Source organism: Streptomyces sp. NPDC001135 (assembly GCF_053598395.1).
In genome coordinates, this window is record NZ_JBSFKD010000015.1 from 125525 (window position 1) to 150555 (window position 25031).

General features: G+C 73.9%; 24 protein-coding genes and 2 riboswitches. Of the genes, 8 read left to right on the forward strand and 16 right to left on the reverse strand.

Going from position 1 to position 25031, the window contains the following annotated elements:
* Positions 1-12: 12 nt before the first annotated feature.
* On the reverse strand, positions 13-726 hold the full coding sequence (locus ACWC94_RS19995; protein ID WP_450798085.1) for a FadR/GntR family transcriptional regulator: 714 nt from the start codon (positions 724-726) through the stop codon (positions 13-15).
* A gap of 106 nt (positions 727-832) precedes the next feature.
* Positions 833-1450, reverse strand: a complete 618-nt coding sequence (locus ACWC94_RS20000; RefSeq protein ID WP_450798086.1) for a TetR/AcrR family transcriptional regulator — start codon at positions 1448-1450, stop codon at positions 833-835.
* Positions 1451-1552: 102 nt separating this feature from the next.
* Between ACWC94_RS20000 and ACWC94_RS20005 the strand changes: the two genes are divergently transcribed.
* Entirely contained in the window at positions 1553-2497 is a 945-nt protein-coding gene (locus ACWC94_RS20005) for a beta-ketoacyl-ACP synthase III (protein WP_450798150.1), read from the forward strand.
* Between the two features lie 160 nt (positions 2498-2657).
* Positions 2658-3392, forward strand: coding sequence for a hypothetical protein (locus tag ACWC94_RS20010; protein WP_450798087.1), 735 nt, complete (start codon positions 2658-2660; stop codon positions 3390-3392).
* A 43-nt stretch (positions 3393-3435) separates the two neighbouring features.
* Here ACWC94_RS20010 and ACWC94_RS20015 read toward each other — a convergent pair whose 3' ends face one another.
* Positions 3436-4308 (reverse strand): serine hydrolase, encoded by an 873-nt coding sequence (locus ACWC94_RS20015; RefSeq protein ID WP_450798089.1) that lies wholly within the window; start codon positions 4306-4308, stop codon positions 3436-3438.
* Positions 4305-5297 carry a LysR family transcriptional regulator gene (locus ACWC94_RS20020; protein ID WP_450798091.1) on the reverse strand — a complete coding sequence of 331 codons (993 nt, stop codon included), beginning with the start codon at positions 5295-5297 and terminating at the stop codon, positions 4305-4307. Before ACWC94_RS20020 ends, ACWC94_RS20015 begins: the two co-directional genes overlap by 4 nt.
* 139 nt (positions 5298-5436) lie before the next feature.
* On the opposite strand from ACWC94_RS20020, the gene ACWC94_RS20025 reads away from it, so the two are divergent.
* Both ACWC94_RS20025 and ACWC94_RS20030 read left to right on the forward strand, forming a co-directional pair.
* Positions 5437-7083, forward strand: a complete 1647-nt coding sequence (locus tag ACWC94_RS20025) for a penicillin-binding transpeptidase domain-containing protein (RefSeq protein WP_450798093.1) — start codon at positions 5437-5439, stop codon at positions 7081-7083.
* 334 nt (positions 7084-7417) lie between these two features.
* Positions 7418-8029: a histidine phosphatase family protein gene (locus ACWC94_RS20030; RefSeq protein WP_450798094.1), complete on the forward strand. Its 612-nt coding sequence runs from the start codon at positions 7418-7420 to the stop codon at positions 8027-8029.
* Positions 8030-8203: 174 nt separating this feature from the next.
* Here ACWC94_RS20030 and ACWC94_RS20035 read toward each other — a convergent pair whose 3' ends face one another.
* The 5 genes from ACWC94_RS20035 to ACWC94_RS20055 all read right to left on the reverse strand — a co-directional run bounded on the left by ACWC94_RS20035 (position 8204) and on the right by ACWC94_RS20055 (position 11386).
* Positions 8204-8542, reverse strand: coding sequence for a hypothetical protein (locus tag ACWC94_RS20035; protein ID WP_450798095.1), 339 nt, complete (start codon positions 8540-8542; stop codon positions 8204-8206).
* Between the two features lie 144 nt (positions 8543-8686).
* On the reverse strand, positions 8687-9439 hold the full coding sequence (locus ACWC94_RS20040) for a CbtA family protein (RefSeq protein ID WP_450798096.1): 753 nt from the start codon (positions 9437-9439) through the stop codon (positions 8687-8689).
* A 22-nt stretch (positions 9440-9461) separates the two neighbouring features.
* Positions 9462-9683 carry a CbtB domain-containing protein gene (locus ACWC94_RS20045; RefSeq protein ID WP_365725295.1) on the reverse strand — a complete coding sequence of 74 codons (222 nt, stop codon included), beginning with the start codon at positions 9681-9683 and terminating at the stop codon, positions 9462-9464.
* 36 nt (positions 9684-9719) lie between these two features.
* Positions 9720-9861: riboswitch (cobalamin riboswitch) on the reverse strand.
* 183 nt (positions 9862-10044) lie between these two features.
* Complete coding sequence (locus ACWC94_RS20050; protein WP_450798097.1) at positions 10045-10452, reverse strand: hypothetical protein; 408 nt, start codon at positions 10450-10452, stop codon at positions 10045-10047.
* Positions 10453-10508: 56 nt separating this feature from the next.
* A riboswitch (cobalamin riboswitch) is annotated at positions 10509-10628 on the reverse strand.
* Between the two features lie 110 nt (positions 10629-10738).
* Positions 10739-11386, reverse strand: coding sequence for a methyltransferase family protein (locus tag ACWC94_RS20055; protein ID WP_450798098.1), 648 nt, complete (start codon positions 11384-11386; stop codon positions 10739-10741).
* A gap of 217 nt (positions 11387-11603) precedes the next feature.
* On the opposite strand from ACWC94_RS20055, the gene ACWC94_RS20060 reads away from it, so the two are divergent.
* The 4 genes from ACWC94_RS20060 (at position 11604) to ACWC94_RS20075 (ending at position 15105) form a co-directional block, all read left to right on the forward strand.
* Positions 11604-12440 (forward strand): hypothetical protein, encoded by an 837-nt coding sequence (locus ACWC94_RS20060; RefSeq protein WP_450798099.1) that lies wholly within the window; start codon positions 11604-11606, stop codon positions 12438-12440.
* A gap of 140 nt (positions 12441-12580) precedes the next feature.
* Complete coding sequence (locus ACWC94_RS20065; protein ID WP_450798101.1) at positions 12581-13756, forward strand: hypothetical protein; 1176 nt, start codon at positions 12581-12583, stop codon at positions 13754-13756.
* Positions 13757-13883: 127 nt separating this feature from the next.
* Complete coding sequence (locus ACWC94_RS20070; protein ID WP_450798102.1) at positions 13884-14891, forward strand: radical SAM protein; 1008 nt, start codon at positions 13884-13886, stop codon at positions 14889-14891.
* A 4-nt stretch (positions 14892-14895) separates the two neighbouring features.
* The gene (locus ACWC94_RS20075) at positions 14896-15105 is read left to right on the forward strand and encodes a radical SAM-modified peptide, FtsH ternary system-associated (protein ID WP_351240601.1); all 210 of its coding nucleotides are present in this window, start codon (positions 14896-14898) and stop codon (positions 15103-15105) included.
* 42 nt (positions 15106-15147) lie between these two features.
* On the opposite strand, the gene ACWC94_RS20080 is transcribed toward ACWC94_RS20075, so the two are convergent.
* The 7 genes from ACWC94_RS20080 to ACWC94_RS20110 all read right to left on the reverse strand — a co-directional run bounded on the left by ACWC94_RS20080 (position 15148) and on the right by ACWC94_RS20110 (position 24990).
* The gene (locus tag ACWC94_RS20080; RefSeq protein ID WP_450798103.1) at positions 15148-18315 is read right to left on the reverse strand and encodes a hypothetical protein; all 3168 of its coding nucleotides are present in this window, start codon (positions 18313-18315) and stop codon (positions 15148-15150) included.
* Complete coding sequence (locus ACWC94_RS20085) at positions 18312-19967, reverse strand: hypothetical protein (RefSeq protein ID WP_450798104.1); 1656 nt, start codon at positions 19965-19967, stop codon at positions 18312-18314. Before ACWC94_RS20085 ends, ACWC94_RS20080 begins: the two co-directional genes overlap by 4 nt.
* Before the next feature lie 95 nt (positions 19968-20062).
* Positions 20063-20737: a hypothetical protein gene (locus ACWC94_RS20090; RefSeq protein WP_450798105.1), complete on the reverse strand. Its 675-nt coding sequence runs from the start codon at positions 20735-20737 to the stop codon at positions 20063-20065.
* Positions 20734-21003: a hypothetical protein gene (locus ACWC94_RS20095; protein WP_450798106.1), complete on the reverse strand. Its 270-nt coding sequence runs from the start codon at positions 21001-21003 to the stop codon at positions 20734-20736. Before ACWC94_RS20095 ends, ACWC94_RS20090 begins: the two co-directional genes overlap by 4 nt.
* Positions 21004-21006: 3 nt before the next feature.
* Positions 21007-21801 carry a hypothetical protein gene (locus ACWC94_RS20100; RefSeq protein ID WP_450798107.1) on the reverse strand — a complete coding sequence of 265 codons (795 nt, stop codon included), beginning with the start codon at positions 21799-21801 and terminating at the stop codon, positions 21007-21009.
* A 30-nt stretch (positions 21802-21831) separates the two neighbouring features.
* Positions 21832-23037 (reverse strand): AAA family ATPase, encoded by a 1206-nt coding sequence (locus ACWC94_RS20105; protein WP_450798108.1) that lies wholly within the window; start codon positions 23035-23037, stop codon positions 21832-21834.
* A 39-nt stretch (positions 23038-23076) separates the two neighbouring features.
* Positions 23077-24990: an ATP-binding protein gene (locus ACWC94_RS20110; protein WP_450798109.1), complete on the reverse strand. Its 1914-nt coding sequence runs from the start codon at positions 24988-24990 to the stop codon at positions 23077-23079.
* Between the last annotated feature and the right edge of the window lie 41 nt (positions 24991-25031).

A 25031-nucleotide genomic window follows, 5' to 3' on the forward strand; every position in this document is an offset into this window, starting at 1 on the left:
GCCGGGATCATGTCAGCGCACCGCCTTCCGCGGCGCGGCGGGCACACTGCGGGACAGCAGCTCGCGCGCCAGCCGGTCGGCCGCCTCGGCCTCGCGTGCCGCGATGTGCGCTGCCAGGCGCTGATGTGCTTCGACGTCGAGGAGTTCCGCGGCCCGCAGGTCGTCCGGCACGTCGGCGACCGGGAGTGTGCCGCCCACCAGGCTGTTGAAGGCCAGCAGGTAGGCGGTGTTCCCGGACCCCTCCACGATCAGCCGCCACCAGGCGACGTCCGCTTCGGCCAGCTCGGTCAGATCGGGCCCGGTGCGGGCGTAGCGGCCCGCGGCCTCGGCGATCTCCCCGGCGGTGTCCTCGGAGCACCGGATCGCGCACAGCCGGGCCGCGTCGGCGCCGATGCACGCCCGCATCTCCAGGGCGTCGCGGGCGAGGTCCTCCACCGAGGGCCCGGCGTCGGCCGCCGCGATGCCCATGGCGAGGTCGAGGCCGGCGGTGTGCCGCCAGTCCAGGACGAGCGTGCGACCGCCGTGGCTGACCTCGACCAGCCGTGCCTGCTGGAGCCGTTTGACGGCCTCACGGACGGCATGCCGGTTCACCCCGAACTCGGCTGCCAGCTCCCGTTCGGCGGTGAGCGCGGCACCCGCCGGCAGTTCCCCGCCGAGGATCCTGTCGCGCAGGAGTGCGAAGAGCTGGTCGGAGACTGCCTCGCGCCGGACGGGTCCCTGATTCATGGCGATCAGGGTGGGGGCGAACGGCCTGCTGGTCAACTGGTTGGACCAGTTTTTCTGCGGGGGCACCGACCGGCTGCGCGCCCCGTGCGGGCTCTTCTCCGCCGCGTCACGATGTCGGACACGGACCCAACAAGCGGTCCAGTGACCGCCGTGTACGGTCGGAGGCCCCCGGGGTGGCGAAGAGCTGGATCTCCTGGTTGAGCGACAGATAGAGGCCGACCAGCTCGTACACGACCTGTTCCGGGTCGGTGTCCGCCGGGAGTTCGCCCGCCGTCACGGCCGCGCGCACCTCGGTGGCGAGGCGCCGCCGCCAGACGCGGGCGAGCCGGGCCACCGCGTCGCGGACCGGGCCGCGACGGGCGTCGAACTCGACGGAGGCCGTGGCGAACAGGCACCCGCCGGGGAAGACGTCACGTTCGTTCTCGAGGTAGGCGATCCAGGTGTCGCAGATGGCGCGCAGGCGGGGCAGGCCCGGCCTCTCCTGAGCCACGGGTTCCCACACCAGGCGTGAGAACGCTGCCGCGGCTCCTTCCAGCGTCGCCAGCTGAAGCGCTTCCTTGGTGCCGAAGTGCCCGAGCACACCGGCCTTGCTCATCTCGAGGTCGGCCGCCAGGCGTCCGATGGTGAGCCCTTCGAGACCGTCGAGCGAGGCGAGCGCGATGCCGCGCTCGACGATGCGCTGCCGCGTTCTGCGGGCTTCCACTGCGGAGTTGCGAGGGCTCATGCCGTCCATCGTAGCGAGCCGCGCACGTTTAACTTCCGACCGATCGGTTGCTATATTCCGCTGCACTGTCGCCGAGCGAGGAGATCACCTGTGCATGCCACCGTGCCGGGCAGCCGCATTGCCGCCATGGGCCACTACCAGCCGACGCGCGTCCTCACCAACGACGACCTGGCCGCCATGGTCGACACCAGTGACACATGGATCCGGCGCCGTACCGGCATCGCCACCCGGCACATCGCCGCCGCGGACGAATCGGTGACCGACATGGCCGCGGCAGCCGCGAGCAAGGCGCTGGCCGCATCCGGGCTGGAGCCCGCCCAGATCGGACTGATCACCGTGGCCACGTGCACGGCCGTCGACCGGTGCCCCTCCATCGCCGCCCAGGTCGCCGGACGTCTCGGCCTGCCCGCCCCGGTGGCCTTCGACCTCAACAACGGCTGCGCCGGTTTCTGCACCGCACTCGCCTGCGCCGATCACGCGATCCGTGCGGACGCCGCCCGGCACGCCCTGGTCATCGGCGTCGAGAAGATGTCGGACGTCACCGACTGGAGCGACCGCCGCACCTGCGTCCTGCTGGGCGACGGCGCGGGCGCCGCCGTGCTGAGCGCGGCGGACAGCGCCGGGATCGGCCCGGTCGCCTGGGGCTCCGACCCCACACGCGGCGACGCCGTCCGCCTGGTCGGCGACTGGCACCCCTCCTTCGCCCAGGAGGGCCAGACCGTGTTCCGCTGGGCCACCGGCGAACTGCCGGCCATCGCCCGCGAAGCCTGCGCACGGGCCGGCCTGTCCCTGTCCGACCTGGCCGGCGTGGTCACCCATCAGGCGAATCTGCGCATCATCGACGCTGTCGTCGGACAACTCGGTCTGCCCGACAGCGTGGTGATCGCCCGTGACGTGGTGGATGCCGGCAACACGTCGGCCGCGTCCGTGCCTCTCGCCCTGTCCAAGCTGGTCGAACGGGGCGAACTGCGCACCGGCGCCCCGGTCCTGCTGCTCGCGTTCGGAGGCGGACTGTCCTGGGCGGGCCAGGTCATCGACTGCCCTTGAGCCCTTCGAACGGGCCCGGCCGGCACGTCCTGTCAGGTGCCACGAGAGGACTGACCCGCCTCCGGGACACGTGAGTACGGGTACTCATGCGCACGCCGCCCGCCCGGGCGCAGAGTGCCAGAGCGCATCTGCGGTGACGCGCCGGAGAAGGAGGGGGAACATGACGGGATCGCGCAGGACCGTGGGGGGCACGGTTGCCGCCGTGGTCGTGCTGGCTCTCTCCGCCTGCTCCTCCCAGGACCGCGCCACGAGCCCGGAGGAAGTCCGCGAGCTCGCCGGCAGCGCCCGGGCGGCACACGCTCGGCAGGCCGCGCAGGACCGCCTTCGAGACGTAGTGCGGGCGTACGCCCACGACACCCCGCTCGGACGAGGCATGCTCGTCGTACGCGACGCCTGCTTCGGGGGAACAGCGAAGCAGTGGCTCGAGCCGAACGGCGACGACGCCTACAAGATCCGCTGTTCGATGCAGGTCAGCGCATACTACGGGGTCGATCCGAAGCGGCTCGGCTCCGTACTCGACGGCATATTTGCTGCCGGCGACCGACCGGGGTCCCTCATCGCGTTCGGTCACGACTACTACCGCAGCCACCTGGTCGACTACTACCGCGGACACGGTCCCAATCCGTCCGGTCCGCACTCCCCGGAGCCGACCCAGTTGTTCGACGCTCCGCAGACACTCGTCTGGGACCCGGTGCGTGAGCGCAATCCCCGCCTTCTCGTCGAGGAGCCCGGGCCATGCCCGAAGGACGACCCTCCGGTGACGCGCTGCCTGCGTGAGCCCGCGTCGGGATCGGTCGCGGGTCTCCGCAAGCGGCACGGCATGGTGGTCGAGCTGGATCTCGGCTCCACCGAATACTACGAAGTCGCCAAGGACGGCCACGTCGTCACGGGGTGAGCCTGCGCTGCCGGCGCCAGGGCTCATCCGCACCGCATCCCCGTCAGAAGGCGCGCAGAGCGTCGACGGCGATGCGTGCGGCCGTACCGATGACGGCATCGGCAGCGGGGAGGGTGGCGGCTGTGTTGGCGGTTCTGGTGAAGACGGCGACGGCATAGCGGCCGCCGTCGGGGTATTCGACGACACCCACCTCGTTGCGCGCCGTCGGCAAGGTGCCGGTCTTGCCGGCTACATGGACGTCGTCGAAGGGAAAGCCGGAGGCCAGGCGGTGTGGCCACACCTGCAGGCCGAGGAGGCGGCGGATGGAGGCGCCGTGTTCGGGGGTGCAGACCTCGTCGCGCCAGACCGCGCCGAGCAGCCGGGTCATGTCGCGCGGGACGCTGCGGTTGGTGCGGGTCGGGTCGAGCGCCCTGAGCCGGGAGATGACGTGGGGGTCGGCCAGGGCCTGGGCGCCGCCGGGTCCGGCGTCTTCCCGGATGGTCGCGAAGAGCTCCCCGAAGGTGTGGACGGCGTGCGTACGGGTGAGGCCCAGGCGAGCCGTGGTGCGGTTGACGGCGTCGAGGCCGACACGCCCCAGCAGCAGGTCGGCGGAGGCGTTGTCGCTGACGGCCATCATCAGGTACGCCACATCGCGCAGGGACATGCGCACCGGGTCGAGCATGGCGGCCAGTCCGGTGGGGCCGGCGGTGCGGCCGGCCGAAGCGCACTCGATCTGCTCGCCGAGATCCAGGTGCCCCGCCGCGGCCAGTTCGTGGAGGGTCACGAGCAGGCAGAGCTTGTGGACGCTGGCGGTGCAGACCGGCTGGTCCGCGCCGACGTCGATCTGTGCGCCGGAGTCGATGTCGAGGGCGTGCAGCCGGCCGGTGACACCGGCTTCGGTGAAGGCCGCGCGAATGCGGCCGGGGATGTCGGTCACAGCCAGTACTCCGATGCCGGGCGAAGGTGCAACGGCCGTGAGGGTACGTCGCCGGTGGCGCCGGCCGTCGCGCGCAGGGCGTGCGTGGCCGCCTCCGTGAAGGCGCTGACGGCGGCGTCGCCGCGCCCCTTGGGCCAGGCGACGGAGTGCCGCCAGGCCAGCGGGGCGCCGGCGAGGGGCCGCCAGACGACACCCGCGTCGATGCCGGCGGCGTGCTCCGGCTGCCGGTCGCGTGCCTTGGCGGGTTGGGCGTCGCGCGGGCCGAACGCCACGGCGTTGGCGGAGAGGACCAGACCGCGGACGAAGCTGGCGCCCTGACCGTGCCGGACCGCGGCCGGGGTGTAACCGTTGCGGGCACAAGCGGTCAGCAGCTCGTCGTACAGCGCCGGAGCCGCGGTACGGGGGAAGAGGATCAGGTCGTAGCCCACGAGCGCAGCGAGCGGTACCTCGTCGAGTTCGGCCGCCTCGGCGTCGCGCGGCAGCAGCACACCCAACTCGCGGCGCAGCACCGGGCCGAGCTCCAAACCGGAGACGTCACAGGGATGATGGACGATCCCGACGTCCAGGTCGTGCGACGCGAACCGGTCGAGCTGCTGGGTGGTGGTGAGTTCCAGCAGCTCCAGTTTCAGTCCTGCATGACGCCCCTGGAAGTCCGTGAGCAGCGCGGCGACGGTCTCGCCGGGGATGTCGGGCGACAGCGCGGCTCGCAGGAGCCCGGTCTCGCCGTCCCTGATGCGGCGCGCCGTGGCGGTGAACGCCTCGGAGCGGGCCAGCAGTTCACGGGCCTCCGCCAACAGCAGCGTCCCCGCTTCGGTGATGGTCACCTGTCGGCTGCTGCGCTCGAACAACCGGACACCCAGCTCCCGTTCCAGGCGCTGGATGCGCTGTGACAACGGCGGCTGGGCCATGCCCAGCCGAGTCGCGGCACGGCCGAAGTGTGACTCTTCTGCAACAGCCACGAAGCACTCCAGGTGCCGTACGAGGTCCACGATCAGCAATCATATCGGATATTGATCAATCCACGATTGATATGGGTCTTGGACAGGCACCGCGGGGCATTGCTCTCCTCGGGCTACGGATTCCCCACGCGGGGAGCCCGGCAACTGCCCACGGAGACAGGACCAGACGATGTCCGAACCCGAATACACCACCACGGCCACCAGCCGCCGCAAGCCCCGCAGGACCGTACGGGCCGTCACCGCGACCGCCGTGGTGACAGCCGTCGTCGCGGGCGCGACGTACGCGGCCGGCCTCGGCCCCTTCGCCCGCGGCACCTCCCGTTCCGGCCCCGCCCCGGCGGCCGTCGCCCAGGCCCGCGCCTTTCTCGCGGACTGGGCCGCAGGACGCCTGCCGAACGCGGCCGGCCGCACCGACCGGCCTGGTACGGCGCAGGAGGTGCTGGGCAACTTCACCAAGGGCCTCGACATCGGCAGACCCACGCTGACCGCTGCGGCCCCCGTCGAGGGCGGGGACGGCACCGTCAGCGTCCCCTTCACGGCGCGGATGCCCGTGACCGGCCTGGGCACCTGGACCTACAAGTCGACACTGTCACTCAGCAAGCACGCGGCGGGCGGATGGAAGGTGCACTGGACACTCTCGCTCGTCCACCCGCACCTGAGCGACTCGGCGAAGTTCCACCTGGAACGCGAGGACGCGGATCCGCCCCCCGCTGTCGACCGGAACGGGAAAACCCTCTCGGGCGACGCCCACCCCACCGTGCGCCCCGTCCTGGCCCAGTTGGCCTCCGGCGAGAGCTCCGGTTCCGGCCCGCGAGGTGCGATCCAGCTCGTCGACCGGACCACGGGGGAGGTCGAGCGTACGGAGGCCACCTTCGGCGGGAAGGGCGACACCTCGGGCGGCCGGGCCGTCCGCACCACGCTCGACGTCATCTGGCAGTCCGCCGCGGAGAGGGCCCTCACGGCCCACGCCGGCGGCAAGAACGCCTCGCTGGTCGCCCTCCGGATCGACAACGGGCAGATCCTGGCCATGGCCAACTCCCCGTCGTCCGGCTTCAACCGAGCCGTTTCCGGCACCTATGCGCCGGGCTCCACGTGGAAGATCGTCACCAGCAGCGCCCTGCTGCTCAAGAACGCCGTGGCGCCCGAGGACATCGTCGACTGCCCGAAGTACGTCACGGTCGGCAAGCAGTTCCACAACGTGGAGACCTCCGAACACCGCAACGCCACGTTCTCGAAGGACTTCGCGGAGTCGTGCAACACCGCCTTCATCGGCCTGCGGGGCAGACTCGGCGACCGGGAGCTCGGCGACGTCGCCCGCAGGTACTTCGGCGTCGGACAGGACTGGCACGTGGGCATCCCCTCCTACGACGGCTCGGTACCGGCGCCGAAGGACGAGACCGAGAAGGCCGCCTCGATGATCGGCCAGGGCAGGATCCAGGCCAATCCGCTGATCATGGCTTCCGTCACCGCGACCGCCGTCTCCGGAACCTTCCATCAGCCCACGATCAAGGGCGACGCCAAGGACACGACCACCACCGCCCCGCTTCCCGGCAGGGTCGTCGCACAGCTGCGCGAGATGATGCGCACCACCGTCACCGACGGCACGGCGAGAAGCCTGTCCGACCTCCCGGGTGACATCGGCGCGAAGACCGGTACCGCGGAGGTCTCCGAGGGCGAGCCCAACAACGGATGGCTCGTCGCCTACCGGGGCAACGTGGCCGTGGCGTGCGTCGTGGAGCAGGGAGTCACCGGCGGCGGCTCCGCCGGCCCCATCATCCACGGCCTGCTGACCGCTGTTCCCGCCGATGCCTCCTGAGGGACCGTCATCGCGCGGCAGGCGCGGCCGGCGTGGCGGCGGACGCGTTGCCACTGTGTTCTTTCGGCTCGCGTGTGTCAGGAACGGCACCGCTGCCGTCCGGACTGCCGGCGGCCCGATGTGCCGCGCAGCGCCAGGGCAGCCCGAGGACAGCACCGGGGCCATGGGGCTCCGCGCCTTCCTCCGGGTGACACGCTCGTCGACCGGCGCACCGGGCCGGGCCGGAAGTGACCGGCCGGGGAGCACGGAAGGCATGCGGCGGATGCTATGTTCGCGGCCGCGTGGGCCGTACCGGTCGAGTCCCGCGCCCCATGACGGCAGCAGGAGCATCCGCGTGACCAGCCGAGTTCTACTCGTCTCCCCCGCCACGAGCGTGTCGTTGCGGCAGGCACGGTTCGACGACGGCAGCTCGCTCGACGACGGTGGCGCGGCGCGGGCCCGGGCGGCGGCCGGGTCGCTGCCCGGCGCGGGGCGTGTGGCCGTCTCCCCCAGCACGCGCTGCCGGGAGACGGCCACGGCGCTGGGCCTCGACGGCGCGCCGGTGCCCGAGCTGGCGGGGCTCGACGTGGGCCGCTGGCGGGGCCGCACCCTTCAGGAGGTGGGGGCGGCCGAGCCGGAGGCGGTGGGCCGCTGGCTCACCGACCCGGGCTGCGCACCGCATGGGGGTGAGTCCGTGCGGGACCTGTGCGCAAGGGTGGCGCGGTGGCTGGCCGACGCGCGGGCCGCGGAGGGCCGTACGGTCGCCGTCGTCGAGCCGGAGGTGGTACGGGCGGCCGTCACCGACGCGCTGGGGATGCCCGCCACGGTGTTCTGGCGCCTCGATGTACCGCCGCTGACCGTGACCGAACTCAGTGGCCGGGCCGGGCGCTGGAATCTGCGGCTGGGGCGTCCGCTTGCCGCGCCGGACGCCGACCAGGACCTGCCGTTTGGATCAGGCCGGCTGTGAGGTGGGGTGCCTTCCAGCCGACCGGAGCACGGTCTCGTGCGTGCGGCTGCGAGGCGGAGGAGGGAGTCGACGCGGAGCGTCGGCGAGTGACGACAACGCGCCAGATGTGCGTGCCAGCCCCTGCGACGCCGGGATGATCCAAACGAGAGGGCCCAGGCGCCGGCGACCGGCGGTTCAGGCTGCCGAGTCCCGGTGACGGCGCAGCAGCGCCGCTATCGCGCAGCGCAGGCAGGCGCCGTCGGCGCTCGGCTCCGTGGCTTGGCGGCCGGGGCACGGCGTCGGCGCCGGGTGGGACCGTCCCTGGCAGCCGTCCCCGGAGGCCGCTATCAGGGTTTCCAGGTCGTGCAGGAGCTGTTCGGTGCGCTTGGCCTGCTGGGCGAGCACCCGCACGCGGGCGCTCTGGCCGCCGATCTGCCGTCGGCTGGCGACCAGTTGCTCGTACTCCCGCGGGGTGAGGGCGACCGCGTCGCGGCCACCGAGGGTGATGCGGCGGGGCTGTGGGGTTCTGGCCACTCGGTTCCTCCGCTCCTCGCCCGGGTGACGCGCCCGGTCCGCCGGATTCCCGTGCCCTGCCGATGATCCCGTGCGCGTCGGTGTCCGGAGAACGCCGAAGGGCCCCCGGATGGTTCCGAAGGGCCCTCTGTTGTCCGGAAGGGGTCAGTGCGCGGCCGGAACCGCTCGTCCCCTCCCGGCCGTCGCCGGCTTCGGGTTCAGCAGGCGCTCGGCCAACTCGCCGAAGAGGAGGCCGAATCCGGCCCACAGAGCGGTCTGGATCGCCAGTGCCGAGAGCCGGAACCGCCACAGCAGGGTGGCCGGGAAGCCCTTGGGCACCTCGTTGACGACGGGCAGGAACTGGTAGGCCAGAGCGATCACGACGGCGAACGCGGCCACCGCGACGACCGTCGCCCACCAGGTACCCAGACGGGGGACCAGGCGCTTGCCCAGGAGGGTGGCGGCGATCGCCAGCAGGACGCTGAGCAGCATCATCAGGAAGTACAGGGTGGTCCGCTTGCCGATGGTGTCGGCGTTGCCGACCGACGGCGGATTGGCCGGGTACTTCAGGAACGGCACGACGTACACGGCGAGCAGGGCGCAGCCCGACAGCAGCAGTGCCGTGGCACGCGGGCTGAAGCGGCCCACGCGGCCCAGGGCGAAGCAGAAGGCGAGCGCGGCGATGCCGCCGAAGGCGACGCCGTAGACGAGGACGCCGGTGGCGAGGCCGGCGGTGGACTGCAGGGAGCGGGAGACGACTTCCATCTCGTGCTCGTGGGAGTGGGCCTCCTCGAAACTGATCGCCTTGTCGACGCTCGGCTCACCGAGGACGTACGCCACGACGAGGGCGAGCACGCCGGCCGCGAGGCCGGCGAGCATGCCCCGTACGAGGAGGTTCCGTACGGTTGCGGAATTCATGGGCGTGCGGTGTCCCCTCGCCTCAGTGGCAGGGGAAACCGAGCAGGTGACGGGCGTCGTGCACCCACTCGTGGACGTCCGTGCCGTTGAGCACGGAGGTGGCGCCCTGCTCGGCGCCGACGAAGTAGAGCAGGACCAGCATCAGGATGCCGAAGAAGACCGCCCAGGGAGCAATCGCCTTCAGCGGCAGCTTGGCGGGAACGACGGGGGTGGTGGCTGTCGGCTGGGCGACGGTCTGCGCCATGGCAGAACCTCCTCTGGGAGTTCGCGTCCCATCTCGGTGGTGCACAGGACGACGGCCACGGGTCTGACTCACGGGACGCCGCGGGGGCGACTCGCATACAGTGGCGCGACCGTGCCGGATTCACACCGGCTTCCGTCTCGCCGTCGTCGATATCGGACAGACCGTACCGCGTGTCGCGCGCACGGCCAAGACCGCCTCCGGCCGCCGTGACCTTCCCCCCTCACCAGGCGTGACGGTACGAGGCCGGTGGGACGGCACCGCGGCCGGGACCCAACCCGTCGATTCCGGGCGCGAGTTGCACACGGGGCGCGTCGGCCGGTGGCGTCCTGCGCCGGGCTCGGTGCCGCACCGGACCCACGGGTCAACGGGGATCCGCACGGCGTCGTGGCGGTGTGAAGGTGTACAGGCCGAGGATGTCCGGCTGGGGAGCGACGCCCGGGCCGCCCGCCCGCACCCAGGTCACGATGTCCTCGGTCGCCTCCGGATCGTTGACGAGTCCGAGCCAGACCGGCCGCGCACCGGCGGCCCGGCCAGCCGTGGACGGCTGTACGACGATGACGTTGGCCTGGTCGCACACATCGAGGCAGTCGGAGATCCGCACCGGCACCCGTGCCCTCAGCCGTGCGGTCTGCGCCATGTGATCGACCCCGGTCACCTTGGGAGTGCCACAGCAGCAGTCCCGGCACACGACGACCCGGCACGGCGCCGCGGCGCTCCCCGTCACAGGCCCGCCGGACACCTCTTCCGCCGGCCTCTCGGGCACGCCCATGTCACTCCCCTCCCGGGGAGCTCCGCCCCGGTGTACGTCGAGGAGGCGACCGCGTGAGTCTCTGGCTCCCGGGTCGTCGCCCGCCCGGCCTGCCCGCCCCGGGAGGGACGGAGGCCTGCCGGAACTCGCTCACCGGTCACAGTGGCGGGACCGCGCCGGATTCACACCGGCTTCCTCGGACCGCCGTCGCCCTATGTCGCCGGTCATCATGCCATCACCTCTCGGAGCGCCGCGTGAGCCGTCACCGCCCGCGCCCTCCGCGGCGCGGTGGGAGCGGACGACCGGGCTACCGCCGCACGCTGCCCGCGGGGCGCCGGCCGGCCCGGTGGGCCATGGGGCGTATGTGGGGGATCAGGGCCGGGACTTCGGCGCGGTAGGCGTCGTGGGCGGCGCCGAACTGCCGGGCCATCAGGCCGTCCTCGATCCGGACCCGGCGCAGCAGCCAGGGGACGGCGACCGCCAGGAACGCCACCCAGACGCCGAAGCCGCAGGCCAGCATGGAACCGGTGACCAGGCCGAGCAGCCCGGTGTAGATGGGGTGGCGGACCAGCCGGTAGGGCCCGTCCGTCCGGAGCTCGTGGTGCTCCCGGACCGTCGGCACACTGGCCCACATCGTGCCCAGCGCCCAGCGGGCCCACAGCAGCAGGGCGGTCGAGGCGACGGCGAGCAGTGCGCCCAGGAGCGCCGGCTCGGGCCGCCAGTACTGCAGCCGGCGCCAGAAGCCCTCGGAGTGCCCGATCAGGATGAAGAAGACGGAGACGCCCGCGGCCGGCAGCAGCCGGCGCGGCAGTGTGCGGCGCAGTCCGCGCACCCAGCCGCGCAGTCCGGACCGGCTCTTCACGCCGAAGAGGACAGCGCCCACGACCCAGGCCGCGACGAAGATCAGGACGCAGACGTCGATGGTCAGGACGAGTGCCGAGTGAAGAGAACCCATGCCTCAAGACTGCTCCGCGTACCCAGCCGATCACCACCACCCACGGGTCGATGGAGAGACCCCGCACCGGGCTCCACCGGTCTCCACCGTCCTCCGTCCACGGATGGAGAAGTCACGGGCAAGGCCCGTACAGACACGGAAGTTCGGGCGTGTCCGGAGGGGGCGCTGCTAGCCTGCGCGCAGGTGCTCGGGCGGGACAGGGGAGGAGCTGAACGCCGTGGTCCATGCGTTCGCCGTGTACCGGGACGCCATGCGTGAGGCGTGGGGGGACTGGTGGCTGGCCTGGCCGCTGCTGCAGAAGGTCGCCGTGGGGGACGTCCTGCACGACGCACGGGGATCCGTCCGCGCGGCCGGGACACTGGCCGACCACCGGATCGGCTTCGAGGAGACGCCGCCCGAGGCCCGCGGCGCCTTCCTGTACGACGCCGGCGGCGGGATCGACGTCCGCTTCAAGGCCTCCGGCGCCACGGACCCCCTCTTCACGGCCCTCGCCGACGCGGACGCCGGGGTCCTGCTGCGGTTCGCCCGGCAGCGGGCCGCGCTGGTGGCGTACCAGGGCCTGACCGGGAGCGGCCTGACCGACACCCGCGCCCTGGCCGGCACGCTCGTCCGCCGCTACTGGGAGGGCCGGTGGGAGGCCGGGCTGCTCGCCGTGACCGAGGTGGTCCGGGCCGACGCCGCCGCCGTGCTGGTGGCCGCCGAGGCGGGCGCCTCGGCCGAACTGAGCCTGGCCGCGTCCGTCGGCACCGGGCCGCTGCAACTGCTCGACCTGGCGGGCTCGGCGCGGCTCGCCGGCAGCAGGCACCTGGGCTTCCAGTGGATCGGTGAGGCCCTCACACCCCTCTTCCGGGTCGTACGGCTGCGCGCCACCTGGCTCGGCGGGGTCCGTGAGGAGTACGGGCCCGTGCAGCCGGGACGCGGCCTCGACGCCGAGCCGGTACCGCCCCTGCTGCTGGAGCAGGCCTGCGACGACCCGGCGGCCGTGCTCGAGGCCCCGGCCCAGCCGGCCGGAAGAGCCGGGACCGGGACCGAGCCGGCCCAGGACGCGCCCTGACCGGCCCCGCCCCGCTCGCCGTCCGGCGCGCCGCGGCACGGCTGCACGCCGTCGCCGGGCTGGAGGAGGAACTGCGCCAGTGGCAGGGCGCGAGCCGCGCCGGCGGCCCGCTGGAGAAGCACCACAGCCAGCTGGAGGCGGTGCTCGCGCTGCTCGGCGTGGGCGTGGCCGACGTACGGGCGCGGCTCGCGGACGGGCGCGGCGACGAAGTGCCCGGCCGGGTCCTGGACCTGCACCATGTGTGGGACTACTACCGCACCCGGCTCCTGCTGCGGCGCGTCCGTGACTACCGCCGCGTCCTGGACGTCGCGGACGAGGTGGCGTGGGAGTGCTACGGCCCGGTCCTCGGGCTCACCGGCGCCCGCGCCAAGGAACCCCCGCTGGTCGCGTTCAGCCGGGCGGCCGCGCCGCGCGCCCACCGACGGGGCAGCGCCTACCACGACCTGCTGCCCCGTGGTGGCATCCACACCCGCGAGGGCCGTGAGGCCGCCGCGCGGCTGCCGTTCCCGGTCATCGACGTGCCCTGGTCCTTCGGCTCCCATCTGCCCGCCCTGCTCACGGTGGCGCACGAGGCCGCACACCACATCGACGACGACCGCGGCCTCGGCGACGAGATCCGCCGGCGGGTCACGACGGCCGGTCTGCCCCCGGGGCGTGCCGTCCCCTGGGAGCGGTGGTCGGGCGAGGCGTTCGCCGACGTGTGCGCCGCCGTGCTGTGCGGGCCCGCCTACGGCGCCGTACTCGCCGAACTGCTCGACGCCGGGGACGACGTGGACGAGCGGGACTTCGACGGCGCGCATCCGCCGCCCGGGGCCCGGCTGCGGCTGGCCGGTGCCGCCGCCCGGCTGGCCGGACACCCGGGCGCGCCGGACGACACCGGCGACGGCGACGGCTACGGCTACGGCTACGAGGCCCATGTCGTGGCGGGGGCGCTGGTGCGGGGCGGCTGGTCCGGGCTGGACGGGCTGTCGCTCACCGGCCTCCTCGCGGCCGGGCGTCCGTCCGGCCGCGCGGACACAGGCGAGGGGGCGCGGCGGCTGCTGGCGGGCGGCCCGTCCCGGTGCTCCTCGGCGTCCGGGGTGCTGGCGGCGGCCGCCCTCGCCTTCCAGCGGGATCCGGCCGCCTACGACCGGCAGGGCGTCGGCGAGCGGGCCGTGGCCGAGGTGCTGCGCCTGCGGTCCGCCGGGACGAGGGCGGTGCCTGGCGCGGACCCGTCGGTGACCGGCCGCAGCCGCGCACGCACCGAGGCGGGACGTGCCGTCCTGAACGCGCTGGACGCCACGACGGCGCATTCGGGCCGGGTGGATCGCCGGTGAGCCCCTGCCGCAGCCGGCTCCACCCCTGTTGAATCCTGATCGAAGTCGCTTGACCGGCAGGCGAGTTGACCCGGCTGGGGCTACCCTGGCAAAGGCGCACCGACCGGGCGGGGGACGGTACATGGGCATGCAGTGGACGCCGGCGGTCCTCCACCGGCCGCGGCACGGGCGGGTGCAGTGCGTGCTGTGCCCCTTCCGCTGTTCGCTGAAGGACGGCGAGACGGGTCTGTGCGGGGTGCGCCGCCGGTCCGGGGACGGGCTGGAGACCGCGACCTTCGCGTCGTCGGTACGGCACTGGGACACCGTCGAGCGCAAACCGCTGTACCACTACCGGCCGGGCACACCCTGTCTGACCCTGGCCGCGCCCGGCTGCACCTTCGCGTGCGACTACTGCATCAACCACCGCATGTCCCAGTACGGCCGGGTGGACTCCGTCCGCTGGGACGCCGAGCCGGTGGACCCGGCCGAGGTGACCGGCGAGGCGGCACGGCGCGCGGGCTGCGTCGCGATCTCCTACACCGAACCCTCGCTGGCCATCGAACTGACCGCCGCGCTCGCCGAGTCGGGCCGCCCGCTCGGTGTGGACGTGGTCTGGAAGAGCAACGGCTTCCTCACCGCCGAGGCCGTCGAGCTCGCGGCACGCCATGTCGCCGCCGTCAACGTCGACGTGAAGACACTCGACGAACGCGACCACCGCGAACTGACCGGCGCCCGGCCCGGTCCCGTGCTCGACGCGCTCACCGGCCTGCGGGAACACGGTGTCTGGGTGGAGGTGTCGACCCCGCTGATCCCCGGCCTCACCGCCGGCCCCGGCACCCTGCGGCCGATCGCCCGGGCGCTGGCCGCGCTGGACCCCGCGATCCCCTGGCATCTCGTCCGGGCCACCCCCGCCCACCGCCGCACCGGCCACGCGCCCACGCCGGTGGCCGACCTCGAGGCAGGGGTGCGGATCGGGCACGAGGAGGGGCTGCGGCATGTGTACGTCGAACGGGCCCTGGGCGCCGACGGGCGGGCCACCCGGTGCCCGCGGTGCCGTACGGCCGTGGTGGCACGGGACATCTGGGCCCTGGGCGGGAACGTTCTCGAAGACGGCCGGTGCCCGCGGTGCGGCGCCGAAGTGGAAGGACGATGGTGACGCCATGGCCGAGTACCGGATGGTCGAGCACATCCCCGACCTGATCCAGCCCGAGGAGTACGAGCAGCATCCCGAAGGGCGCCTGGTGCGGATCAGCATCCGCGTCGACGGCGGGGGCGTCCAGGTGCTCGGCGACGCCTTCCGGCCCGAGGTGCTGGAGCAGCTGCTCCAGACCCTGGGACCGGACGCGATCGAGCAGATGCTCTGCGGCTGACCGCGCGGCACGCCGGCCCCTCACCCGTGCGGAACAGCGTCCTCAGTCGTCCGACAGCAGCGCCGTCAGTGCCGCCCGCAGCTCCTCCGGGGACGGCTCCGGTGACAGGACCTGGCGGTGCCGACCGGGCTCGCGCCAGGGTATGTGCGGGTAGTGCACACGCAGTTCGCGCAGTCCCGGTCGCGGTGCGGGCCGCAGGTAGGGGTGCGACAACAGCACCATCCGGGGCGGCCCGGACATGTCGGCGGTGAGCCGGGCGGCCACCACCTCGGCCTCCCGGAACGCCGTGGGCGCGTCACCCGGCGTCAGCGGGCCGGCGGCCCACACCTGGACCAGGTCCTCCGGGCCCTGCAGGATCCGCGACCGCCACGGCTCGCCGAGCGGCACCAGGGCGCAGGGCCGCCCCAGTCTGAGCACGGTGGCGGCCATCAGATGGGCCGCGAGCCGCAGCACGGAACCGACCTTGCCATGGGTGGCGGGCGTGTCGTCCAGCACCAGGACCAGGCCGTGCGGATCGCGCGGCAGCCGGCCGCTGCTCGTGCGGTACAGCAGCTCGTCGCGGGCGTGCCGGGCCCTGAGCAGCTCCGTGGGCAGGGCGAGTTGGGTGGGCAGCAGCCGGTTGGCGGGGCCGTGCCGGGCCAGCCCGGAGCGGCCGGTACCGCCCCCGCCGCCCATGGCGAGGCCGGTGTCGCCGTCCAGCAGCCTCAGACCCAGCAGGGCGCGCTGCGCGGGGCCGGGCGGGGTGAGGGAGAGCGGGAGCCGGCGCATCCGGGCCGGCAGGGTGGGGTCGGCGGCCACCGCCTCGGGGCCGAGGATGCGCAGCAGCGCGACCAGCCGGTCGTCCACGGTGCCCAGCGCCGCGGTCAGTTCGGTGAGGGTGGGGGCGGATCTGCGGGCGGGGATGGAGGAGCCGGTCAGTGCCCGGCCCAGGGCCTGGGCGAGGTCGGCCGGGGTGACCTCGGGCGGGGCCAGGTACGCCGGGTCGGCGGGCAGGTCCGCGACCAGCAGCAGCGCCAGTCCTGCGAGCGCGGGCGGCGGCCAGCCCAGTTCGCGCAGCGCGTGCAGGCCGCGGTGGTCGGCCAGGGTGCGCAGCCGGGGCGGGGTGGTGCCGTGCAGCAGCGCCAGCACGTCCGCCAGCAGGTCCAGCGGCACCCCGAACCCGTGGACGGCCGCGAGCACGGCGACCCGTACCAGTTCCTCCTGGCCGTTGGGCGGGACCGGGGTGGGGGCGGTGCGCGAACCGCCGGTGAACAGCTCCCACAGGACGGCGGCACCGGAGTTGTAGGTGGCCGCGAGCTGGTCGCCGACCGGTGACCAGCGCAGCGTCCACAGGTGGCCGCCGACCCCGTCCGGTGGCACGAGCACCCGGATCCGGCGCGCCTCCTGCGCGTCCCAGACCTCGGTCACGGAGTCCTGGTCGGCGGACGCGAACGCCAGCAGCCGGGAGTCGGCGCACCAGGACAGCACCGGCGCCCAGTCCCGGCCGCCGGCCTCGCCGAACGTCTGCCGCCGCTGCCAGGTGCCGGTGTCCCAGGTGACGACCGGGCCGCCGGCGCTGCCCGGGGTGGCGGCCAGCCGGCTGCCGTCCGGGGACCAGGCCACCTGGCACACCATGGCCTGCGGGTCGGGCCAGTCGAGCACCCGCACGCGGCGGCACCGGCCGGTGGGAGCCGTGCTCCACACGATCACCCGGCCGCGGGTACCGGCCGCGAGGAGCCGGCCGTCCGGGGACCAGGCGGGCCGGCGCACCCCGTCCTCCACGGGCAGCCGCTGCGGCCCGCTACCGTCCTGGGCCAGGTCGTGCACCAGCAACTGCCGGGGAGCGGCGCCGGGTTCGGGTGCCGCCCAGCGCAGCGGGCGCAGCGGATCGGCGGTGACCGCCTGCCCCGCCGCGCGTTCGGCGAGCACCCCGCCGTCGCCCGGGTCCACCAGCCGGTTGACGCCCTGCTCGTAATGGGACGCCAGGACCAGGACCGGGCGGTCGCCGGCCAGGCAGGCGGCGTCGTACCAGCCGTGCGGGAAGCTCCGCACCGGCGCCTCGCCGCGCGGGCGGGTCGCGTCGGCGGCGTACTCGAGGATGCGTCCCGGCCCGGACTCGCACCAGTGCCGGGCGCCGTCGGGCGACCACACGAGGGCGGGGGCGACACAGCCCAGCCCGGCCTCCGGCAGGCGCAGTGCGCGCAGCACGCCCGGGGGCCGTTCCCCGGTGCGGGTGTGGACCTTGCCGACGGTGACACCCATCGCGTTGGCCCAGCGGCGCAGCGCGGCCGGGTCGCGGCGCCGGTGCGGGCGCGGCACCGCGCCGGACGGCTCCCACACCGCGATGGTGTCCGTGTCGAGCCGGGCGGCGAACAGCCCGCTCGCCGACAGGCTCAGGTCGCCGGGGCCGGTGATGTGGCCGGGCAGCTGCCCGAGGACGTCGAGGCGCGGACCGAGGACGCGCAGCCCGTCCAGTTCGGAACCGGCGATCAGCAGGGAGCCGTCGTGGCTGAACGTCAGCGCGTTCATGCGGTACGGCACGAACTCGCGGCGCAGTTCCCGGCCGGAGCCCGGGTCCAGGAGCCGTAGCCCCGCGTAGTCCTCGACGGCGATCGGCCGCCCCTCCGGGGAGCAGGCCACGCGGCGCAGGCCCTCGAAGAGCCCGCCGAGCGTGCCCGTCATGGTGCCGCCGTGCGGTTCCCACAGTTGCGCGGACGTCGCCGTGGCCACGCACAAGGTGTCCTGCCGGCCCGGGATCCAGCACACCTCCACCACCGGGTCGACCCCGCGCAGCCGGGTCACGGTGCCTTCGGCCCGGTACAGCAGCAGGACGTCGCCGGTGCGCAGGCCCGCCGCGAGGAGCCGGGCGTCGGGCGACAGGGCCAGGGCGGTGATCTCACCCTCGGTGTGGAGCTGCGCGGGCAGTTCCACGGGCTCCCCGGTGTCCGCGTCGAGGAGGACCAGCCGGCCCGCGCGGAGCAGGAACAGCCGGTCGCCGTCGGGCGTCCACACCGCGGCGTCGGTGCCGGGGTGCGGGTCCGTGCCGAGCGGTGGACCGGGCCAGGGCAGCCGCCACACGACGCGGCCCTCGTCGTCGTGGCGCACCACCGCGCCGCCGTGCACCACGACCAGTCCGGTGCCGTCCGGCGACAGGCACAGGCCGCGGGCGTCGGCCGCCGGCACGGTGAGGATGTGCTGGGCGCTGAAGGCACCGGCCGGCGGTGTGCTCACAGGCCCTCGCCCAGCTCGGCCGCGGCCCGCTCGTACATCTGGGCGGCGCGCTGGAAGTGGCCCGCCCGCTCGAGCAGTTCGGCGGCCTTGCGGTACTCGCCGCGCAGGGAGTGCTCCATGGCGACCTGGTTCAGCCGCCGCCGTTCGGCCTCCGGGGTGTGCGCCGCGGCCGGCCCGGCGGGCTCCGGTTCGGGCATCACCGCGGCCAGCCGGTCCAGCAGCTCCCGCGCGGGCTCGGACAGTCCGGTGGCGAAGGCGGGCGGCGCGGGCATCCACAGCTGCCAGGCGGGCCGTAAGTCGGCCAGCCGCAGCCGCCACGCGCCGTCGCGGCACAGCACCGTGATGACGTCCGGGCCGAGGCCGAGGACCTCGTCGCGTGCGGTGTCCGGCAGCGGCGGGTTGAGGACGCAGCCGCTTTCCAGGTACAGGGCGCCGGGACCGGCCTGGTGGACGGGTACGCCGAAGGGCAGGGCCTGGCACAGTCCGGGTGGCTCGGTCACCAGGTGGCGGCCGGGGCCGAAGGCGACCACGGCGGTCTCGTGCAGCGGCCGGGTGCGCAGGAAGCGGCGCAGCGCGTCGAGTTCGCCGTCCGCGACCAGCACGGCATCGACCCGGTGCGGGGCCCGTGCGCTGGCCACCAGGCGGACCGGCAGCGGCGGCCCGAGGGCGGGCACGGGCACCGGGGTGCGCACGGGTGCGGTGGCGGCCGGCACCGGGTGCGCGTCGAGGAGTTCACCCGCGGCGGCCTCGCCCAGCGGCCGCCACTGCCAGGGTGGTCCGGCCACGGCGCGCTCCACGACGAGGTGCCCCGCGGGCGGGACCTCCTCCAGCAGTGCGGCGTCGTCCAGCGGAAGCCGCAGCCGCACGTCGACCAGCAGCCGGCAGTCGGGGTCGGCGGCCCGGCAGGCCACGGTCCCCGGCAGCCTGCCGCAGGCCTCGACCAGTCCAGCGGGTACGGCGCCGTCCGCGGCGCTCAGCCGCAGCAGCAGCCAGCCCGCGTCCCGGCCGTCCGGTCCGAGCCGCTCGACGGGTGTGAAGGTGGTCGCCACGCCCGCGGCCAGGCAGCGGCGCAGCAGCCAGCGGCCCAGCGCGCCCGGTGCGAGGACGGCGGCCTCCTTCAGGCCGGGCGGCGGGCCGGCCACCGGGCTGTGCGCGGCGAGTTCGGCGAGGGACACCGGCTCCCACCCGGCGACGGTGGACAACTCGCCGATGGCCCGCGGGACACGTGCGGCCGGGCGGTCGGGCCACAGCAGGCCGTCGGCGTCGGCCTCGCAGACCACGCCGCCGTACCCGGCCGCCAAGGGCAGTCCCGGCTGGTGTCCGGGGGTGAGCAGCGCCCACACGGACGGGTCGTAGGGGGATCTGCGCAGGCCGGGCGGGCCCAGTTCGGCCGTCGCCGCGACATGGCCGAGGGCGGCGCGGGGGGACGGGAAGCGGACCACGGCCGACCAGCCGGCCGGCTCGCCCCGCTCCCCCGGCTCGGCGGCCGGGGGTTCACCGGGGGGCGCGGGCGGTGTGTCCTGGCCGTGCGGGGGCTTGGGGATCACGGTGATGGACCGTGAGCGGTCGGCCTGCGCCGGCACGGGCGGCGCGGGCTGCTGTGCGGGAAACAAGGGGAACGGCCGCTTCTTGCGCCGCCAAAGAGTACTCATGGATCCCCCGATGTATGGATCTGCCGATGCTGCTCGCCCGAGGGCCTTTCGATGGACCGCCGCGCCTTCCGCCGCGGAGAGCCGTCGGAAGGGCCCTAGTCCCGTGCCGGGTCCGGCGGCGCGGGTCCGGTGGGCACGCCGGTGGTGTCGCCGAGGGTGCGGGCGGCCCACTGCTGCCAGCGGTCGGCGCAGCCGCTGACACCGGCCCGGTAGGAGGCGGCGAAGACGAGGGCGCCGAGGTCCGGGCGGCGGATGTGGTCCGCCGCGGTGACCGCCCAGGCCTCGGCCTCGGCCCGCTCCCGGGCCGGGGTGAGCGAGCCGATGCGCTCCGGTACGCCCGCCAGGGTGCGCAGCAGGGCTTCGTGCTCGCCGTAGGCCCGGGCCGCGGCCAGCTGCCGGCCCAGCCGGCGCCGCAGCCGCTCGCCCGCCGTTCGCGGCTGGGCGACGGCGAACAGGTGCTCGGCGGTGGCGTACGACCGGGTGAGGGTGACCAGGGTCCAGCCGGCGCTCAGCAGGTCGCCGCCCTGCTCGAAGCACTCGGCCGCCGCCTCGAAGCGGCGTGCGGACAGCAGGCATTCGGCGGCCCGGCCCGGCCGGCGGGCGCGCCGCCAGAGGGCGGCGGCGCGCTCCGGGTCACCGGCCTGTTCCCACAGCTCGGCCGCCTTCAGCGGATGGCCGGCCTCCTCGTGGCAGCGGGCGGCCTCGGCGTAGTCGCCCGCCTGCTCGTAGCAGCGGGCGGCGTATGCGAGGAGGTCGGGCGATCTGCTCATTCGTGGGCGCGCCTCGGTTCGCGGTGCTGTTCTTCGCCGGCCGGATCGGCCTGGGTGGGCAGCTGCCGGAGCTGCGGCTCGCGTTCCTGGTCTCGTACCTCTTCCGCCACGGGCCTGCGGTCCAGCACCCGGCCGATCGCGTAGGCGATCTCCTCGTGGGTGGCGTCGTGGTCCTCGATCCGGGTGGTACGGCCGATGTCGTCCACCTGGAACAGCTCGACCTCGCCGGTCTCGGCGTTGTACCGGAAGTCGACCCTGACCCGCATCGCTCAGGCCTCCATCTCGAACTGGATGTTGAGCGTGCCGTCCGTCTCGTCGACCTGGATGTCCTGCACGCCGTGCTCACGGGCGTACGCCACGATGGCGTCGCGGTAGGCCACGGCCAGCACCTCGTGCACCGGGCGCAGAAAGCCGGTCCGGGTGTCCCGCAGCCGGGCCTCGGCGTCCCGTTCGAGTTCCCCGCGGCGCCGCTCCGCTTCGGTGGCGGCCCGGCGTTCGGCCTCCGCGCGGGCCTCCGCGTCGATCTCGTCGCGCTGCCCGGCCAGGCTGCGCCGGCCGGCGAGGCGGTCCCGCTCCTCCTGGCGGGCGGCCTGCTCCGCGGCCTCGCGGTCGGCGCGTTCCTGGGCCTGGGCGCGGGCGGTGCGCTCGGCCAGAGACTTGCTCAGACCCGCCCAGCTGTCGTCGAAGTACCTCTCGGTGTGCTCGGCGGTGGTGTTCACGTCGACCGTGCCCCGCAGCGTGCGGGTCACCTCGGCCTCGGCGGTCACGATGTCGCTGAGCCGGGCGGTCATCTCGATCTCCCCGGTGTCGAGGTGGTAGACGACCGTGCCGCCGTCCATCTCGAGCCGGTAGGCGCCGTCCTGCCAGGTCCACCGGGTGTCGGCGCCGAGCGCGTCCTCGAAGGCCCGGCGGGCCGGGGCGCCGAGCAGGGTGCCGAACTCCTCCCGCAGCGTGGCCTCGCCGGCCACCTCGGCGCTGGCCCGGCCCGTACGGCGCAGCTCTTCCTGCCATATGCGGGTGAGCCGGCTGGAGGCCCGGATGCGGACCCGTCGGGGATTGCACATGCTGGGGTACCCCCTCGTGTGTTCCCGCCCTCACTCGAACTGGTCGAGCAAGGCGTTCACTTCGGCAATGATACGAGACAGCTCTGCCTCGGTCTGGGTGTTCACCGGAGGATGCTCCCTCAACTCCCGTGACAGATCGGCGAGTTTGTGGAGTCCTTCGACGACGCTCCACTCGCTGGGCCGCCGGCCGGCCATCAGCGGTGCGCCGATCTCCCGGGCGTCGAGCAGGATCTCGTGGTCGGGGCGGCGCCGCCCGGCCGGCTCCCCGCCGTGCTTCTCCACGACGGCCTGGACGGCCTCCTCGACCGTGGTGCGGTCGGCGGGGTCGGTCCAGATGTGGGCCAGCGGCCACAGGTCGACGGGTTCGGCGGTGCGGGACTCGCGCAGCAGCGCGGCCCCGGCGACGAGTTTCAGGCTGCGCACCAGCCGGCGGTCCGAGAGCCGCACCCCCTGGATCAGCAACTGACGTACCAGTTCCCGGTGTTCGCCGAGGACCGGGTCCAGGTCGACGTCCCTCAGCCGCAGGGTGAGCCGGCCCAGCCGTTCGACGGTCACCGTGCCCGAGCTGCGGTGGGCGCCGGTCCCGGCGGCGGTGTCCGCGCCCCGCGCCCGTTCGGACGCCTGGACGGCGGCGGTGAACCGGCGGGTCTCGTGCTCCCAGCCCACCTGGAGCAGCCGTTCGAGGTCGGTACCGCCCACCGGCTCCACCTCCAGCCGGATCAGGAACCGGTCCGAGAACGCGGTCAGGCCGGGATCGTCGGGTATCTCGTTGGTGGCGCCCAGCAGGCTGATCAGCGGGGCGTCCTCGGCTCGTGCGCCGTTGTGGTAGCGGCGTTCGTTGAGCAGGGTCAGCAGGGTGTTGAGGATGGCGCTGCTGCCCTGGAACACCTCGTCCAGGAAGACGAGTTCGGCGGTGGGCAGCATGCCCTCGGTGCGCACCTGGTAGGCGCCCTGCCGGAACTGCTCGAAGTCCAGCGCGCCGAAGATCTCCGACGGCTCCGTGAACCGGGTGAGCAGATAGGTGAAGCGGCGGGCCTCGATGTGCCGGGCCAGGGCCGAGATGAGCTCGCTCTTGGCGGTGCCGGTCGGTCCGAGCAGCAGCGCGTGTTCCCGGCAGACCACGGCGAGCTGCAGCAGCCGCACCGCACGGTCCCGGCCGACGAACTCGCCGTCGAGCCGCCGCCGTACGTACTCCAGGTCCCTGATGGTGTCGACGGTGTCCTGGCCCCAGCTCACCGTGCCTCCTTCCTCGTGTCCCTCGTGACCGCCACGGCGTCAGCGCCTGCCCGAGCGGCGCTGCTCGCGTCGTTTGCGCTGCAACTGGCCGACGATCTGGCCGAGTTGTTCGGGTGTGGGCTGCACCGGCGGGTCCTGGAAGTGGGCGGCGACGAAGGCGTCCCGGAAGACCGAGTGGATGTCGTCGCCGTTGCGTCCGCGCAGCGCCGACGCGATCAGCTCGTCCACCCCGCCGCTGACGTCGATGCCGAACTTCGCCGCGTGCAGGCTGATCATCTTCAGCCGGGCCTCGTCGTTGGGCAGGTCGATGGCGATGGACTCGAAGCGGCTGGGCCGCAGCAGGGCCTCGTCGATCAGGTTGAGCCGGTTGGTGGTGCCGATCACCAGGGTCGGCACCTCCGGCCGGAAGCCGTCCATCTCGGTGAGGATCTGGGCGACCACGGCGTTGCCCGCGCGGGTGCCGCCGTCGGAGTGCTCCGAGCGGCGCGAGGCGATGGAGTCGAACTCGTCGAAGACCACGACCGAGGGGGCGTTGCGGCGGGCCTCGGCGAAGATCTCCCGTACGTTGCGTTCGCTCTCGCCGACGTAGGTGCCCATGACCTCCGGGCCGGACACCACGAGGATGGTGGCGTTCATCCGGTTGGCGATGGCCTTGGCGAAGAGGGTCTTACCGGTGCCCGGCGGGCCGTGGAAGATGAAGCCGCGCGGGATCAGCTTGGTGCGCAGGTGGTCGTGTTCCGGGGGCAGCCGGTGGTGGCCCATCACGATGTCGATGGCCCGCTGGATGTGGGCCTTGACCTCGTCGTAGCCGGCGATGTCGTCGAAACCGACGTCCGGTACCTCGAAGTTGCTGGACATCTGGGCCTTGAACGCCCGGATCGTGGAGTACAGGTCGCGGGCGACCGGCGCCGGGTGGTCCCGGTGGACGCTCATCGCGTAGCGCAGGGCCTGGCGCAGCAGTACGGGGTTCATGCCGGCGACGTGCTTGTAGAACTCGATGGGGTCGTACCGCTCGAACCGCTCCGCCTCGCCGACGGTGACCAGGGCCCGGCCCAGCGGCTGTTCCTCCTGGTCGTCACGGAACCACACGGTGCGCGGGACGCCGGTGATCGTGACGCGGGTGCTGAACCGCTCGGCCAGCACCTCGGGCACGGACAGCGAGGGCGCGGCGAAGGCGAGCATCACCCGCTCGGGCGCCCCGTGCAGCAGCTCGGTCACCTCCCGCGCCTCCGGCGAGAGCTGTCCGTCGGAGCCGCCGGCGAGGAGGTCGAGGTGCTGGACGACGAGCACGGTGTCGTCGTTGAGTGCGCGCACCAGCTCGCGCAGCCGGGCCAGCAGGCGCTGGCGCGGGTTCTGCTGCACCGGGGGGATGAGCTGCTCGCCGGGCGGCGGCTGCTCCTGCGGGTCGCCGTCCTCGCCCTCGGGGGGCTCCTCCAGCACCTCGGCCCGCAGCCCGGCCCGGGAGGCCATCTCCCGCCACAGGTGCGGCACCACCGGTTTCTCGGCCACGACCAGCACGGACAGCCGGGCCCGCAGCAGCGAGGCGACCTGGGCGATGTCCCGGCCGTAGGCGAGGACGGTCGCCTGGTCCTCGTGGAGCTCCCCGGGCTGCGGGTGCCGGTACACCGGCTCCTCGGGTGCGGCCTGTTCGCGGGGTGGTTCGGTGGTGTGGCCCGGGTCGGGCCGCTTGGTCAGGTCGGGCTGCGGCGCGGTCGGCGAGTACGCCGGTGCGTAGAGCGGGGTGCCGTGCGGCAGCTCCGACTGGAGCAGCAGTTCGGGTGAGACGGTCTCCCAGCTCAGCACGTCCCAGCCTGGCGGGAGCGGCAGGAGCAGCAGGTACGGCCCGGAGGCCAGGGCCTGTTCGACGGTGACGTGCGGCGGCTGCCGGCGCAGCGCCGCCAGGGACGCCTCGTCCGGGGCAACGACGGACATGCGGCGCACGGTTGCGGTCATGCGGTACTCCCCCCACTCGCTTCCAGCCACTCCACCCGCCG

Coding starts and splice junctions, on each gene's coding strand:
- ACWC94_RS19995 (WP_450798085.1), bottom strand. CDS start 726: ATGAATCAGGGACCCGTCCGGCGCGAGGCAGTCTCCGACCAGCTCTTC.
- ACWC94_RS20000 (WP_450798086.1), bottom strand. CDS start 1,450: ATGAGCCCTCGCAACTCCGCAGTGGAAGCCCGCAGAACGCGGCAGCGC.
- ACWC94_RS20010 (WP_450798087.1), top strand. CDS start 2,658: ATGACGGGATCGCGCAGGACCGTGGGGGGCACGGTTGCCGCCGTGGTC.
- ACWC94_RS20025 (WP_450798093.1), top strand. CDS start 5,437: ATGTCCGAACCCGAATACACCACCACGGCCACCAGCCGCCGCAAGCCC.
- ACWC94_RS20040 (WP_450798096.1), bottom strand. CDS start 9,439: ATGAATTCCGCAACCGTACGGAACCTCCTCGTACGGGGCATGCTCGCC.
- ACWC94_RS20045 (WP_365725295.1), bottom strand. CDS start 9,683: ATGGCGCAGACCGTCGCCCAGCCGACAGCCACCACCCCCGTCGTTCCC.
- ACWC94_RS20050 (WP_450798097.1), bottom strand. CDS start 10,452: ATGGGCGTGCCCGAGAGGCCGGCGGAAGAGGTGTCCGGCGGGCCTGTG.
- ACWC94_RS20055 (WP_450798098.1), bottom strand. CDS start 11,386: ATGGGTTCTCTTCACTCGGCACTCGTCCTGACCATCGACGTCTGCGTC.
- ACWC94_RS20070 (WP_450798102.1), top strand. CDS start 13,884: ATGCAGTGGACGCCGGCGGTCCTCCACCGGCCGCGGCACGGGCGGGTG.
- ACWC94_RS20075 (WP_351240601.1), top strand. CDS start 14,896: ATGGCCGAGTACCGGATGGTCGAGCACATCCCCGACCTGATCCAGCCC.
- ACWC94_RS20085 (WP_450798104.1), bottom strand. CDS start 19,967: ATGAGTACTCTTTGGCGGCGCAAGAAGCGGCCGTTCCCCTTGTTTCCC.
- ACWC94_RS20090 (WP_450798105.1), bottom strand. CDS start 20,737: ATGAGCAGATCGCCCGACCTCCTCGCATACGCCGCCCGCTGCTACGAG.
- ACWC94_RS20095 (WP_450798106.1), bottom strand. CDS start 21,003: ATGCGGGTCAGGGTCGACTTCCGGTACAACGCCGAGACCGGCGAGGTC.
- ACWC94_RS20100 (WP_450798107.1), bottom strand. CDS start 21,801: ATGTGCAATCCCCGACGGGTCCGCATCCGGGCCTCCAGCCGGCTCACC.
- ACWC94_RS20110 (WP_450798109.1), bottom strand. CDS start 24,990: ATGACCGCAACCGTGCGCCGCATGTCCGTCGTTGCCCCGGACGAGGCG.